A 14,473-nucleotide genomic window follows, 5' to 3' on the forward strand; every position below is an offset into this window, starting at 1 on the left:
TTTTGGCACGCTGTTGAGTTCTCAAGGAACGGACGCTTCCTTTGTACTCACCCGCAGAACATTCTCTGGGGCTTTCCTCCGGGCGCTTCCCTTCGATCTTGCTGTTTTGCGTTTCCGACTCTATCAGACCGTTTCACCGGCCGATTTCCCTCGGGTTTGACGCTTGCCTTCAGGATTTCCGCTTTTGCGGCCCTTTCGGCGAGGTCAAACACTATCAGTCTTTTTTCGGCCCGCTTGCCACACCCCTGCAGGCATGCAGAAATACGGTTCGCATCGCAACTTAGGACTTGATAGATACTGCCGGAGTGTTGGACGCTCAAAGGCGTCTGCTGTCCCCCTGGCAGGGGTACGACAGTACATCGGGCCCGAGCTTCGGCGCAAATCGATTGCCTGCGGCCCCTACGTCCGCCAACCGGGACCTCTCGTAGGGAACCGGGACTTTTTATGACTTACGCTTCTGAACAGTACGCCGTCCAGGACAGGCAGTGACGGCGACCCTGAATCTCCGCCCCCTGGGAGGCTTGCCATGACCAGTGTGACGTCCCCGCTCACCGGACGCGCCATCGGGCTCTCCGCCGTTCCTGACCCGGTGTTCTCCGGTGCGATGGTCGGCCCCGGCTCCGCCATTGACCCCGCGCGCGAGGCGTCCGACGCCGTGGCCCCGGTGGACGGCATTGTGGTGTCCCTTCATCCGCACGCGTTCGTCGTCGTGGATGAGGAAGGCCACGGTGTGCTGACGCACCTGGGCATCGACACTGTCCAGCTCAACGGCGAGGGCTTCGAGCTGCTCGTCAACAAGGGCGACACCGTGCAGCGCGGGCAGGCCGTGGTCCGTTGGGACCCGGCCGCCGTCGAGGCCGCCGGCAAGTCGCCGATCTGCCCGGTCGTCGCCCTCGAGGCCACGGCCGAGTCCCTTTCCGGTGTCGTCGAGGACGGCGACATCAAGGCCGGCGACGCGCTCTTCGGCTGGAAGTGACGCACTCCGTCACTGACGGTCAGCAGGAACTCAACGCGGCGGCAGCGCTCGCCGCACTATCGGAGACGGGTGAGATGGAGACAACGCTGCGAGGCGTCGGCGTGAGCCACGGTGTGGCTATCGGCGAGGTTCGGCACATGGGAACGGCGGTGCTGGAGCCGCCGGCCAAGCAGATTCCCGCCGAGGACGCGGAGCGCGAACAGGGGCGCGCCCGCCAGGCCGTCGAAGCTGTCGCGGCCGACCTGATGGCGCGCGGCAATCTGGCCGGTGGCGAGGCCCAGGCGGTGCTCGAGGCTCAGGCCATGATCGCCCAGGACCCCGAGCTGATGGCCGACGTCGACCGTCGAGTCGCGGTCGGGAGCACGGCCGAGCGCGGCATCTACGACGCGTTCTCGCACTACCGCGAGCTCCTCGCCGGCGCCGGTGAGTACATGGCGGGCCGTGTCGCCGACCTCGATGACGTACGCAACCGTATCGTTGCCCGGCTGCTCGGCGTGCCCATGCCCGGTGTTCCGGACAGCGACAAGCCCTACGTGCTCATCGCCCGTGACCTCGCGCCCGCGGACACCGCGCTTCTGGACCCCACGCTCGTGCTCGGTTTCATCACCGAAGAGGGCGGGCCGACCAGCCACAGCGCGATCCTGGCCCGGGCCCTTGGGGTACCGGCTGTGGTGGCGCTTCCCGGCGCGGGTGAACTCGCCGAGGGCACCGTGGTCGCCGTCGACGGCAGCACCGGTGAGATCTTCGTCGACCCCAGCGCGGACAAGCGTGCCGCGATGGAGGCCGCCGCCGCTGAGCGCAAGGCGGCGCTGGCCGCTTCGACCGGTCCCGGTGCCACCTCTGACGGCCACAAGGTTCCGCTGCTCGCCAACGTCGGCGGCCCGGCGGACGTGCCCGCTGCGGTGGAGGCGGGGGCCGAGGGTGTCGGTCTCTTCCGTACCGAGTTCCTCTTCCTGGACGACAGCAAGAACGCTCCTTCCGAGGAGAAGCAGGTCGAGGCGTACCGGCAGGTGCTCGAGGCGTTCCCCGAGGGCCGTGTCGTGGTGCGGGTGCTCGACGCCGGTGCCGACAAGCCGCTGGACTTCCTGACGCCCGGGGACGAGCCCAACCCGGCTCTGGGCGTGCGCGGTCTGCGGACGCTGCTCGACCACCCGGAGGTGCTGCGCTCGCAGCTGACCGCGCTGGCCAAGGCCTCCGAGGGGCTCCCGGTCTACCTCGAGGTCATGGCGCCGATGGTGGCCGATCGTGCCGACGCCAAGGCGTTCGCCGACGCCTGCCGTGAGGCCGGACTGCAGGCGAAGTTCGGTGCGATGGTGGAGATTCCGTCCGCCGCCCTGCGTGCCCGGTCGGTGTTGCAGGAGGTCGAGTTCCTGTCGCTCGGCACCAACGACCTGGCCCAGTACACGTTCGCCGCGGACCGCCAGGTCGGTGCCGTGTCGCGTCTGCAGGACCCGTGGCAGCCCGCGCTGCTCGACCTGGTCGCGCTGTCCGCGGACGCGGCGAAGGCCGAGGGCAAGAGCTGCGGTGTCTGCGGTGAGGCCGCGTCCGACCCGCTGCTGGCGTGTGTTCTGACCGGTCTGGGGGTCACCTCCCTTTCCATGGGCGCCGCTTCGATTCCGTACGTGCGAGCGACGCTCGGCAAGTACACGCTGGCCCAGTGCGAGCGCGCCGCCGCTGCCGCGCGTGCCGCGGAGTCGGCAGAGGAAGCGCGCAGCGCGGCTCAGGCCGTGCTGTCCGGCGAGTAACCGAGCACGATCGGTGCCTTTCGGAGGGCGCTCCGCCTTTGGGCGGGGCGCCCTCCGCGCTTGTTCGTGGGGTTCAGCCACGCGCAGGTGTCAGTGGAGATGCCTCCCTTCCGGCTTGGCGTCGTCGACTTCTGGTGCAGTGCAGTAGTTCACGCCGGGTTCGGGAGCGGAAAGGTCGCCGGAGTCCGCGTCGGTGCAGTAGGCGTCGAAGACCCGTCCCCCGGGGATCGGCCGGAGTCCCTCGTCCTTCAGGTGCCAGCCGTGGACGCGGGCTTCCTCGCCGGTGACCGAGCTGCGCACGATGACCGCGCTGGCGCGCCGGGTGACGATCGCCAGTGCCAGTACGGCCGTGACCTCCATGGCTGCGGACTCGTCGATCTTGACCGTGCCGGGTTCTGTGGCGTCCACGTGCAGAACGGCGTGTAGGGACTCCCCGTCAGTGAGCACGCTGCACACCCAGTGGTGGGCTCCTTCTCCGAGCGCTTCGATCACTCGCGAGACCAGGTAGGAGGCCCTGGCGAAGGCCATGCGTCCGACGTCCTGCCCGCACACGGCACAAGCGCCTGTCCGGGACAGGACGGATGTGGCGAACTCCCAGGTTGCCTGGCGGACAGCCTCTTCCACGAGTTCCGGGACGAGGTCGGCCATAGGCTGTCCCTGGTAGGAGACCAGGGGTCCTGAGGCCGCGAGTTCGGCGGTGAAGCGGGTACGGCTGGTCGCGTTGTCCGGGTCCAGGCCCTCGTCGCGGCAGAAGTCCGTGAATTCGGCAGGGTCGAAGAGCGTGACCGTCGTGTACCCGCCGGCCGCGGCCTGGGATTTGAGCAGGCCTTCCACCTGGCGCAGATAGACCGTGTGGTCGTCGAAGGCGAAGCTGCGGTAGAGCCGCATGGCCTCGAAGTCCTGCTCGTCGGCCAACAGGCCGATGGTTCCCGCCACTTCACGAAGCAGGACCCTGCGCATGCTGGTCGTCCGGCTGTGTTGCGTGTGCCCCATGATTCCCCCTGAGCGTGCTTGAACGATACTCACTCAGAGTAATCGGGGGCACTGACAACGCTACGTTCGGCGACGGCGCGCCATCGGTGTCGGGCTCCGGTCAGGCCCGCTTGCGGGCGATCTCCTCATAGAACTTGAGGAGATCGAGGTTGTCGATGGAGCCGGGGTTGACCGCCTTTTCCAGCGGGGTGCCCTGGAGCAGGCGCTTGACGGGGACCTCGATGCGCTTGCCGGTGAGGGTGTGCGGGACTCCGGGCGCTTCGATGATCTCGTCGGGCACGTGGCGCGGCGAGAGCTGTTCGCGGATGACCTGCTTGATGCGGCTGCGGAGCGTGTCGTCGAGGGTGGCGCCCTGCGCCAGGTGGACGAAGAGGGGCATCCAGTAACCGCCGTCGGGCTGTTCCAGGCCGATGACGAGTGATTCGCGGATCTCGGGGAGCCGCTCCACGGCCTCGTAGATGTCGGCCGATCCCATCCGGACGCCCTGGCGGTTGAGCGTGGAGTCGGAGCGGCCGTGGATGACCACGGAGCCGCGTTCGGTCAGCGTGATCCAGTCGCCGTGGCGCCAGACTCCGGGGTAGGTGTCGAAGTAGCTGTCGTGGTACCGGCTGCCGTCGGGATCGTTCCAGAAGCGGATCGGCATGGACGGCATCGGGTTGGTGACGACGAGTTCGCCGACCTCGTCGATCACGGGGGCGCCCGCGGGGTCCCAGGCCTGGAGGTCCGTACCGAGACCGGGGGCCTGGAGTTCGCCGATGTGGACGGGGAGCGTCGGTACGGCTCCGGCGAAGCAGGAGCAGACGTCGGTGCCGCCGCTGACGGAGGCGATCCACAGGTCTTCGCGCACCTCGTCGTGCAGCCAGCGGAAGCCGTCCGGCGGGAGCGGGGAGCCCGTGGTGGCGACGCACTTGACGCGGGAGAGGTCGTGGTCGCGCGCGGGGTGCACATCGGCCTTGCGGCAGGCCATGACGTATGCCGCGGAGGTGCCGAAGAGGGTCGCGCCCGTGCGTTCGGCGATCGCCCACTGGGCGCCGGTACCGGGGTATCCGGGGCTGCCGTCGTAGGTGACGATCGTGGTGCCGGTGAGCAGGCCGCCCACGAGGAAGTTCCACATCATCCAGCCGGTGGACGTGTACCAGAAGAAGCGGTCGTCGGGGCCGAGGTCGCAGTGCAGGCCGATCTGCTTGAGGTGCTCGACGAGAATGCCGCCCTGCGACTGCACGATGGCCTTGGGCAGGCCGGTAGTGCCGGAGGAGTAGAGCACCCATAGCGGGTGGTCGAACGGCACGTCTTCGTAGACGGGCGCGACGTCGGCCGAGGTGAGGGCCGACCACTCGAGGGCGCCTTCGGGTGCCTTGGTTCCCAGAAGCGGGATGTGCACCACCGCGCGCAGGGAGGGCAACTGGTCGCGGAGTTCCTGAACGGTCTCGCGGCGGTCGTGCTCCTTGCCGCCGTAGCGGTAGCCGTCGACCGTGAACAGGACGACGGGCTCCACCTGCTGGAAGCGGTCCAGGACGCTGCGTGCGCCGAAGTCGGGGGCGCAGGAGGTCCACACGGCTCCGACGGCCGCCGTGGCGAGCAGGGCGGTGGCGGCTTCGGGGATGTTGGGCAGGTAGCCACTGACCCGGTCACCGGGGCGCACTCCGAGGGCACGCAGTTCCGCGGCCAGCGAGCCGACCTGGCCGCGCAGCTCGGACCAGGTGACGGGGCGGGGTTCCTGGGTCTCGTCGACGTGCAGGATCGCGGGGGTGTCCGCGCGCGCGGGGTCGTCCGCCGTGCGCAGGGCGTGCGCCGCGTAGTTGAGCGTGGCCCCGGGGAACCACTCGGCGCCGGGCATGTCACGGTTGCCGAGCACGCGCGTGTACGGGTGCGTGAAGCGCACGTCGAACCACTCGGTGACGGCCTTCCAGAAGGTCTCGAGTTCGGTGACCGACCAGCGGTGCAGCGCCTCGTAGCCACTGTCGGCGGGCGCGCCGTGCTGCTCGGCCGCCCAGGCCTGGAACCGTGTGATCTGGGCATCGGCGATCTGCTGCTGATCGGGCTGCCAGAGCGGTGACGGGTTCACGGTGGACATGATGCGGCTCCAGGAAGTACGTGCTCGGCTGTGCGTCCTTGGCGCGCACCGCAGAGTGTGCGCCTGACGCGGCTCACAGGACGATGCCACGTGATCGACTTCGACACCAGGGCGTATCCCACATAGTCGGCCCCGTGAAGATGTGCTGGCACCACGGATGAACGGCAGTTGAACGCGGCACGCACGCGTGCGCGTCGGTGGCAGGGTGAGCAGCATGGATGGTCGTGACCTGGCGCGTTTGGCGAAGTCGGTCTCGTCCGTGGGACCGGCCCATGGGTTGCGCTCCCTTCGGGCGTCGTGGCGGCACCGTCGCGCGGACTCGGTGAGCCTCCCCCGGCGGGGCGTCGAGCGGGCCCGGGTGCCGGGTTCCGTGGTCGGTGCGACGCCGGAACCGGGCGGCGGCCTGGTGCGGTTCACGCGGTCCCGGCTGCGCATCGTCGTCACCGTGAGCGGCGCTCTCTTCTGGGGTTGGGACGGAGCCGAACCCGAGCCCTCGTACGCGCTGTCCGGGCTGTGTCCGGAGGCGGATTCGCGGGCGGTGCTCGAACCGGACAAGGACGGCGGCTGGCGGGTGGTCTCCGAGCGGGTGACCGTCGTGGTCTCGCGGCACGGCGCCCTGGAGGTGCGCACGCCGGGCGGGGTGTTGCTGCGCCGCGATCTGCCGCCCCGGTGGTGGGAGCCGGAGGGCGGCGGCGAGGCACGCTGGGCGCAGCGGAGCGAGGTCTCCGCCGACGCACGCTTCTTCGGTCTCGGGGGGCGCGCATCGGGCCCGCGGCTGCGGAACGCGACGTACCGGTTGTGGAACACGGATCCCGGGAGCTCGTTCGGGCGGCAGGACGATCCGTTGTCGCTCACGATGCCGGTGCAGGTGGTGGTCGCGGACGCGGGGACGCATCTGGTGTTCCACGACAACTCGTGGGACGGCGCCGTCAGCCTCCGTGAGGGCAGCGAGGGTGCCGGGTCCGGGCACGACTGTCCAGGGACATCCGAATTGCGCATGGAGGGCGGCCCGTTGCGCTGCTGGGTGGTGGTGGGCACCCCCGCGCGCGTGCTCCACGTCTGGTCGCGGCTGACCGGCGCTCCGGCGGTGCCGCCGGGCTGGGCGCTGGGACACCAGCACGCGCGTTGGGGGTTCGGGGGCGAGCACGAGGTGCGTCGCGTCGTCGCGGACTACCGGGAGCGCCGGCTGCCTCTGGAGGCCGTCCATCTGAACATCGGTCACTTCACGGCGCGTCAGGCATTCACCATCGATCGTGAGCGGTTTCCGTCGTTGCCCAGGCTGGCCGAAGAGTTGCGCGGTGAGGGCGTTCACCTGGTGTCGATCGTCGATCCGGCGGTGAAGGTGCAGCGCGGCAACGCGCTGTACGACGGCGGGCAGGCGATCGACGCCTTCGTGCGGGACGCGGCGGGCAGGCCCGTGCGTGGTGTCGTGTGGCCGGGTGAGTCGATGTATCCGGACTTCACGGCGGAGCGGGTGCGCAAGTGGTGGGGCGGTCTGTACGAGGAGCGGCTCGCGCAGGGCTTCTCGGGTTTCTGGCACGACATGAACGAGCCGGTGTCCTTCGCCGCCTTCGGTGAGCCCACGCTCCCCCGTTCGTCCCGGCACGCGGTCGAGGGGCGGGGCGGGGACCACCGGGAGGCGCACAACGTGTACGCCCTGTGCATGGCTCGGGCCGGCTACGAGGGGCTGCGCGAACTGCAGCCGCAGGAACGGCCCTTCCTGTTCTCCCGGTCCGGCTGGGTGGGGCTGCAGCGCTACGGAGGGACGTGGTCCGGTGACGTCGCCACCGGGTGGGAAGGGCTGCGTTCCTCCCTCTCGTTGGTGATGGGGCTCGGGTTGTGCGGGGTGCCGTATTCCGGGCCCGATGTGGGCGGATTCGACGGGAAGCCGTCACCGGAACTGTTCCTGCGCTGGTTCCAACTGGGTGCCCATATGCCGCTGTTCCGTACGCATTCGGCGCTGCGGGCGGGGCGGCGCGAGCCCTGGATGTTCGGCGAGGAGGTGCTCGACCACGCGCGCGTGGTGCTGGAGGAGCGGCGTCGCCTCTTTCCGTACCTGATGACCCTCGCGCATCTCGCCGGGCGCACCGGCGCCCCGTATGTGCGGCCGCTGTGGTGGGGCGCTCCGGAGGACCGGGCCCTGCGCGACTGTGAGGACGCCTTCTTGTTGGGTGACTCTCTGTTGGTCGCCCCTGTCCTGGAGCAGGGGGTCGAGCGCCGCACCGTGCAGCTGCCGCCCGGACGCTGGTACGACACGGTGACCGGCGCTGCCTTCGAGGGCCCCGGGCAGGTCACGGTGGACGCCCCCCTGTCGCGCATTCCGGTGCTCGCGCGCGGCGGGGCGGTGCTTCCTGTGCGCGATCCCGGCGGAGGCGTCGCCCTGGAGGCGTGGGCGCCGGCCCCGGGGCGTACGGGCGGCGGCCATGCGGCGCGGGACGTCGGGGACGGCTGGGAGGAGCCGGAGATCGAACGGTTCCGGGTGCGCTGGAGCAAGGGGCGTGTCGTCGTCGAGGCCGACCGGGAGAACAGGGAGGTCGAACCGCGGTACCCGGTGCGTGTGCGCGGCCTGTGAGTGGCTCTCGGCGCACGGCAGCGCCGACTGCCACGGGGATTCGTTCCTACAGGTAGCGGCCCTCGAACCAGGCCTTCACCGCAACCGTATGGAGCGGAAACGCCAGTTCGGTCGGTCGGCGCAGCAGGTGCCAGCCGTCCGTCTCGTCCGTGGGCGCGCTGGTGGGCAGGAAGCCCGCCGGGCGCTCGGGCAGGAGGCCGAAGAGCAGTAGGTGGCCGTCCGGGGCGCTCATGGCGTCCACGAGGCGTACGTCGCGCGCCGCGGCGACGATGCCCGTCTCCTCCTGGAGTTCGCGGACGACGGCTCGGCGCCAGTCCTCCCGGTCGTCGATGAAGCCGCCCGGCAGGGCGGGCTCCCCGCGCGCGGGGGCGATGGTTCGGGTGATCGCCACGAGCGCGGTGCCCACCGTGTCGTACACCGGTTGCAGGGCGATGGCCACGGGGAGCGGGTTGCGGTAGGCGACGGAGTCACAGGCCCGGCAGGTGCGGGGCCAGCCGTGCACCTCGGCCCCGTAGGCGGCCCCACAGCTCGAACAGTGGGAATCCGGAACGGGGTTGACCGTGGGGTGGGTTGATGCGGACACGGCGCGGACTGTATCCGATCACTCGGCCGCGGTCTTCCCCGGTGGGCCGGGCTCCTGATAGGAGCTGATCCATGACTCGAGCCTCCAACGCCCTGCGGAAACTCGCCGCCCTGGCCGCCGCCGCACTGCTCGGCGTGGCCGCCGCACCCGCGGCCGCCCATGCGACGCCCGCCCCCAAGGCGCCCAAGGACTTCGTGGCGCTCCATGACGTGGACCCCACGATCATCCAGGAAATGCGCTACTACACGCAGCACGACTTCATGGGTGAGCCGGTCGACGGCTACAAGAAGCCGATGTGCCTCCTCACGAGACCGGCCGCCCAGGCGCTGCACAAAGCGCAGCTCGGTCTCCTGAAGGGGGGCTACTCGCTGAAGGTGTACGACTGTTACCGCCCGCAGCGCGCGGTCGACCACTTCGTCCGCTGGGCGAAGGATCTGGACGACCAGAGGATGAAGGCGGAGTTCTATCCGCGGGTGGACAAGACTCGCCTGTTCGCGGACGGCTACATCGCGGAGAAGTCGGGCCACAGCCGTGGCTCCACCCTGGATCTGACCGTCGTGAAGCTGCCCGCCCTGCCCACGCGTCCCTACGTACCCGGGGAGAAGCTCACGCCCTGCTACGGGCCGAAGGCGGAGCGCTTCCCCGACAACTCGCTGGACATGGGCACCGGGTTCGACTGCTTCGACACGCTCGCCCACACGGACGATCCGCGCGTGCAGGGCGTGCAGCGGGCCAACCGGGACCTGCTGCGCAACGCCCTCGGCGCGCAGGGGTTCGTCAACCTGCCCGAGGAGTGGTGGCACTACACGTACAAGCCCGAGCGCTACCCGGACACGTACTTCGACTTCCCGGTCTCCAGGCGTTCGCTGACGGGGCGGTGACGCGGCGGGCGCGACCGGAAGCACCCCCGTGGATCCCGGTCGCGCCCTCACCGATCACGGACGCCGGTCGGGCGCGGGCGGTTCTGCGGGACCCCTGACGTCATCCGGTTCCCCGTGGCACACTTCTGACGTTCCGTCAGATTCATTGCCGGGGAGGAACTGTGGCGCGTACGCGAACGCCTGTCGTGGCCGACTGGTTCAGCGGAGAGGGGGACGACTTCCGCCTGCTGGGCACGCGCTGCTCCGCGTGCGCGTCGGTGTTCTTCCCGCGCGAGGACGGGGCGTGCCGCAATCCCGCTTGTGCGGGTGGCGAGCTGGTGGAACTGCCGTTGTCGCGCCGCGGACGCGTCTGGTCGTACACGGACGCCAGGTACCGACCACCGGAGCCGTATGTGTCGGATCGGGAACTTCCCTGGCAGCCCTACGCGTTGATCGCTGTGGAGCTTGCCGCAGAGCGACTGGTCGTGCTCGGTCAGGGGGCTCCGGGCGTCTCCGTGGCCGACCTCGCGGTCGGCATGGAGGTGGAGGTCGTACCGGGCGTGCTCAACGAGGAGGGGGACGACGAGACCGGGACGACGTGGACGATGTGGCACTGGCGGCCGACGGGGGTGACGGCATGACGGGGGACGTGGCGGTTCTCGGTGCGGGCATGCATCCCTGGGGCAAGTGGGGGCGCAGCTTCGTCGAGTACGGGGCTGCGGCGGCGCGGGCCGCGCTCGCCGACGCCGGGGTCGACTGGCGCGACGTGGGCTCGATCGTCGGCGCGGACACGGTGCGCGGCGGCTATCCCGGTTACGTGGCGGGAGCGACGTTCGCGAAGGCACTCGGGTGGCAGGGTGCCCGCGTGGCCAGCGTCTACGCGGCCTGCGCTTCGGGGGCCCAGGCGGTCAACACGGCGCGGGCGCAGATCCTTGCGGGGCTCGCGGACGTCGTGCTCGTGGTGGGGGCCGACGCCGCACCCAAGGGGTTCTTCAAGCCCGCAGGGGGCGACCGTCCGGACGATCCCGACTGGTTGCGCTTCCGTGCGCTCGGGGCGACCAACCCGACGTACTTCGGTCTGTACGCGCGCCGACGCATGGCCGTGCACGGGGACACACTCGAGGACTTCGCCCAGGTCAAGGTGAAGAACGCCGCCTCCGGCGCGCTGAACCCGAACGCGCGCTACCGCAAGACCGTGACGGCAGAGGACGTCGCCGCCTCCGCCGTGGTCGCCGACCCGCTGCGGCTGCTCGACATCTGTGCGACGTCGGACGGCGGTGCGGCGCTGGTGTTGTCCAGCATGGAGTTCGCGCGGCGGCACGGAGCGGCGGATCCGGTCCGCATCCGAGCCGTGTCGACAGTGACGCCGACGTATCCGAACACCGTGCTCGACCTCCCGGACATCGCCACGGACTCGGCCGCGGGAGTCGCCCCCGAAGGCCCGACGTTCCGCGCCTCGATCGCCCGCGCCGCCTACGAAGAGGCGGGGATCGGTCCCGAGGACCTGTCCCTGGCGGAGGTCTACGACCTGTCCACGGCCTTGGAACTGCAGTGGTACGAGGATCTCGGGCTGTGCGGCGAGGGTGAGGGCGCGAAGCTGCTGCGGGAGGGCGCGACCGCCCCCGGGGGCCGAATACCCGTGAACAGCAGCGGTGGACTCGCCTCCTTCGGGGAAGCGGTGCCGGCGCAGGCGATCGCCCAGGTCTGCGAGCTGACATGGCAGTTGCGGGGCGTGGCGGGCGACCGGCAGGTGGCCGGGGCCAGGGCCGGGATCACGGCCAACCAGGGCCTGTTCGGTCACGGTTCGTCGGTCGTGGCGGTGCGCTGACCACCATGTGCGTACGCTGCGTGGCCGTACGGGAATGGTGCGTGAACAGCGCGTGAACCGGCCCTGCCGGCGCCCGTGTGACGCCATCATGCTGCCGTGCACACCTGGCCGGACAGCCTCCGCTTCGCCTTCCAGCCCGTGGTCAATCTGGCCACGGGGTCGGCCGCGGCTCTGGAGATACTCGCCCGCCCCGAGTCGGGTGACGTGCTCGCGCGGGCGCATCGCGAGCCCGAACTGGACGGCGACCTCGCCGCGTTGGCGATCCGCGACGCCGCACGCAGGGAGACGCTGCTGCCGTTGCACGTGAACGTGTTCGCCGGCACGCTCGCCGACCTGGGCGGTCTTGATGCGCTGCGGCGCGCGGTGCAGGACTCGGGCCGGCTGCCGTGGGAGGTGACCGTCGATGTGGGGCCGCCATTCACGCACGTGCCGCACCGCGCCCTCCTGGAGGGCGTCGCGATGCTGCGCAAAGAGGGTTTCCGGGTCTGCGCCGACGGCGTGGGCGACGGCGACGTACCCCTGCGGCTGCTAGACGATCTCGCGCCCGACCTGATCAAACTCGACGCCTCGCTGCTGTCGCGTGGGGCGACGGTGCGGGCCATGCGGACGCTGTGCGAGGAGATCGGCGCGCTGCTCGCGGTCGAGGGGGTGGAGACCGAGACCCAGTGCATGGCGGCCCGCGACGCCGGGGCGCAGCTCGCGCAGGGCAATCTGTTCGCCCCTGCGGCCCGATTGCCGATCTCCGAGGTGTTCGTGCCCCAACTGTCCCCGGCCGTCGGCTCGGCGCGGCCGGCCGCGCCGCGGGTGCGGGACTTCGTGCGGCCCGCGGCGCTGCTGCCCGATTCGGCGTCCGCGGAACAGGTGCGGCGCCGGCTCACCGGGGCGGTCGAGGTGACCGGGGTGCTGCTGGTCGACGCCGCCGGGGTGCCGGTGCGATCGGTGCAGCGGGACCGCTTCCTGCTGTCGCTGTCCACGCGCTACGGGCACGCCCTGTACGCCGACCGGCCCGCCGCGCGGCTCGGCGACCGACCGCGGACGGTGGGCAGCACGGCGACCGCCTGGGAGGTGCTCGACGTGGTCGCGGACGGCGAGCACGCCCGCACCGCCGACGACGTCGCCGTGGTGGACGACGACGGGCGCTGTGTCGGCGTCGTACGCCTCACCGACCTCGTACGGGCGCTCGCCGAGAGCCGGGTCGAGGAGGCCGCCGGGCTCAATCCGCTGACGCGGTTGCCGGGTTCGGACGCCGTGACGGGCGAGCTGGACCACTGGGTGGCGCAGGGCCGCGGCTTCGCCCTGAGCTGGCTGGACATCGACGGGTTCAAGCAGGTCAACGACGGCGCCGGGTTCGCGGCGGGCGACGAGCTGATCCGTGCAGTGGGGCAGGCCCTCACGCGTACTCAGTCGGAGTCCGTGCGGGTGGGGCACATCGGGGGTGACGACTTCCTGGTCCTGGCCGATCCGGAGCGACTCGGTCCGCTGGCGGCCGCGGTTCTCGACGCCCCCTGGTCGGCGGGTGGCAGGGCGGTGACGCTGTCGCTGGCCACGGTGGTCTGCCCGCCCGGCGGCGTGGCCGACCATCGGCAGGCGGCCGCGCTCCTCGCCCCGCTCAAGAAGGCCGCGAAGGCGCTCACCGGGGCGAGTTGGGTATGCGGTCAGGCGGGGCGCGAAGGCTTCGACGTGCGCCGCGGCGCACGCTCCACGGCCGCAGCGTGCGATCCGAGGGGAGCGCCGACCGCCGGTTAACCGTTGCCGTCCACGACCTTGACGCTCCAGTACGGCCGGTGAACACTTCCGGGTGTCAGTCGGCATCGCCGCAAATCGGCCCACCGCTGCTCGGGGCCCCGCCTGCCCCAGGTGCGCTTTTCTGCCGGGATGTGGCAGGTCAGGGCCGCTCCCCCACGTGTGGTTCCGACTGTGCGGGCACGCTCGTCACGGACGCCGGGCGGGGCGCGGGGCATCCCTGCCCACGGCAGCCGTGGTTCAGAACCAGCCATGGAAACGCACCCTGCACGGAGGACCGGGGAGCACTGCCCCGGGCGAGGGCCTAGGAGCCGCCATGAGCAACGGAGACATCTTCGTCGGTGAGGTCATCGGCACCGGCATTCTGATCCTGTTCGGCGCGGGCGTCTGCGCCGCCGTCACCCTGAAACACTCCAAGGCGAAGGCCTCCGGGTGGGTCGTCATCGCGTTCGGCTGGGGCTTCGGCGTGCTGGCCGGCGCCTACACGGCCGCGCCCCTGTCGGGCGGTCACCTCAACCCCGCGGTCACCATCGGCATCGCGGTCGACACCGGCAAGTGGGACAAGGTCTGGGTCTATCTGCTCGGCCAGATGGTCGGCGCGATGCTCGGCGCGGTCCTCGCCTACCTGGTGTACCTCGCGCAGTTCAACGCGAACGTCGGTTCGGGCGAGGAGTCCGCGGAGGACGGCCCGACGCCGACGCTCGGCATCTTCTCGACGATCCCCGAGATCCGGAACCTGGCCGCGAACCTGATCACCGAGATCATCGCGACGATCGGTCTCGTCCTGCCCATCCTCGCGTTCGGACTCACCAAGGGACTCGGCGAGTCCGGCACGCAGGTACTGATCGTGGCGCTCCTGGTCGTCGGCATCGGTCTGTCGCTCGGCGGGCCGACGGGCTACGCGATCAACCCCGCGCGCGACCTGGGCCCGCGCATCGTGCACCAGTTCCTTCCCATCCCCAACAAGGGGACGTCCGACTGGGGTTACGCTCTCGTCCCCGTCGTCGGGCCGCTCATCGGCGGCGCGCTGGCCGGGGTCATCTACAACGCAGCGTTCTGAAGCTCGGACACACACTCGAACGTCTTCTTACGAAGGGGT

11 protein-coding genes are annotated in these 14,473 nt (G+C 70.5%); 8 read left to right on the plus strand and 3 right to left on the minus strand.

Annotated features, from left to right (window positions below; translation table 11 throughout):
* The first annotated feature begins 526 nt into the window (after positions 1-526).
* Together ACIA8D_RS23780 and ptsP are read left to right on the plus strand one after the other, a co-directional pair.
* On the plus strand, positions 527-976 hold the full coding sequence (locus ACIA8D_RS23780; protein WP_266722024.1) for a PTS glucose transporter subunit IIA: 450 nt from the start codon (positions 527-529) through the stop codon (positions 974-976).
* Between the two features lie 74 nt (positions 977-1,050).
* On the plus strand, positions 1,051-2,721 hold the full coding sequence (gene ptsP / locus ACIA8D_RS23785; protein WP_399235199.1) for a phosphoenolpyruvate--protein phosphotransferase: 1,671 nt from the start codon (positions 1,051-1,053) through the stop codon (positions 2,719-2,721).
* A gap of 90 nt (positions 2,722-2,811) precedes the next feature.
* On the opposite strand, the gene ACIA8D_RS23790 is transcribed toward ptsP, so the two are convergent.
* Both ACIA8D_RS23790 and ACIA8D_RS23795 read right to left on the minus strand, forming a co-directional pair.
* Positions 2,812-3,714: a hypothetical protein gene (locus ACIA8D_RS23790; protein ID WP_399235200.1), complete on the minus strand. Its 903-nt coding sequence runs from the start codon at positions 3,712-3,714 to the stop codon at positions 2,812-2,814.
* A gap of 100 nt (positions 3,715-3,814) precedes the next feature.
* Positions 3,815-5,788, minus strand: a complete 1,974-nt coding sequence (locus ACIA8D_RS23795; RefSeq protein ID WP_399235202.1) for an acetoacetate--CoA ligase — start codon at positions 5,786-5,788, stop codon at positions 3,815-3,817.
* A gap of 214 nt (positions 5,789-6,002) precedes the next feature.
* Here ACIA8D_RS23795 and ACIA8D_RS23800 point away from each other — a divergent pair, with 214 nt between their 5' ends.
* Positions 6,003-8,360, plus strand: a complete 2,358-nt coding sequence (locus tag ACIA8D_RS23800; RefSeq protein ID WP_399235204.1) for a glycoside hydrolase family 31 protein — start codon at positions 6,003-6,005, stop codon at positions 8,358-8,360.
* Between the two features lie 46 nt (positions 8,361-8,406).
* Here ACIA8D_RS23800 and ACIA8D_RS23805 read toward each other — a convergent pair whose 3' ends face one another.
* Complete coding sequence (locus tag ACIA8D_RS23805) at positions 8,407-8,943, minus strand: NUDIX domain-containing protein (protein WP_399235206.1); 537 nt, start codon at positions 8,941-8,943, stop codon at positions 8,407-8,409.
* Positions 8,944-9,014: 71 nt separating this feature from the next.
* On the opposite strand from ACIA8D_RS23805, the gene ACIA8D_RS23810 reads away from it, so the two are divergent.
* The 5 genes from ACIA8D_RS23810 (at position 9,015) to ACIA8D_RS23830 (ending at position 14,434) form a co-directional block, all read left to right on the plus strand.
* A complete protein-coding gene (locus tag ACIA8D_RS23810) occupies positions 9,015-9,824 on the plus strand; it encodes a M15 family metallopeptidase (RefSeq protein ID WP_399235207.1) in 810 nt (269 codons plus the stop codon).
* A 161-nt stretch (positions 9,825-9,985) separates the two neighbouring features.
* Positions 9,986-10,444 (plus strand): Zn-ribbon domain-containing OB-fold protein, encoded by a 459-nt coding sequence (locus ACIA8D_RS23815; RefSeq protein WP_399235208.1) that lies wholly within the window; start codon positions 9,986-9,988, stop codon positions 10,442-10,444.
* Complete coding sequence (locus ACIA8D_RS23820) at positions 10,441-11,631, plus strand: lipid-transfer protein (RefSeq protein WP_399235437.1); 1,191 nt, start codon at positions 10,441-10,443, stop codon at positions 11,629-11,631. The genes ACIA8D_RS23815 and ACIA8D_RS23820 overlap by 4 nt, the downstream gene beginning before the upstream one ends.
* A 96-nt stretch (positions 11,632-11,727) precedes the next feature.
* On the plus strand, positions 11,728-13,377 hold the full coding sequence (locus ACIA8D_RS23825; protein ID WP_399235211.1) for an EAL domain-containing protein: 1,650 nt from the start codon (positions 11,728-11,730) through the stop codon (positions 13,375-13,377).
* 313 nt (positions 13,378-13,690) lie between these two features.
* Entirely contained in the window at positions 13,691-14,434 is a 744-nt protein-coding gene (locus tag ACIA8D_RS23830; protein ID WP_399235213.1) for an MIP/aquaporin family protein, read from the plus strand.
* Positions 14,435-14,473: the final 39 nt, after the last annotated feature.

The organism is Streptomyces sp. NPDC051684 (assembly GCF_044453445.1).
GTDB lineage: Bacteria > Actinomycetota > Actinomycetes > Streptomycetales > Streptomycetaceae > Streptomyces.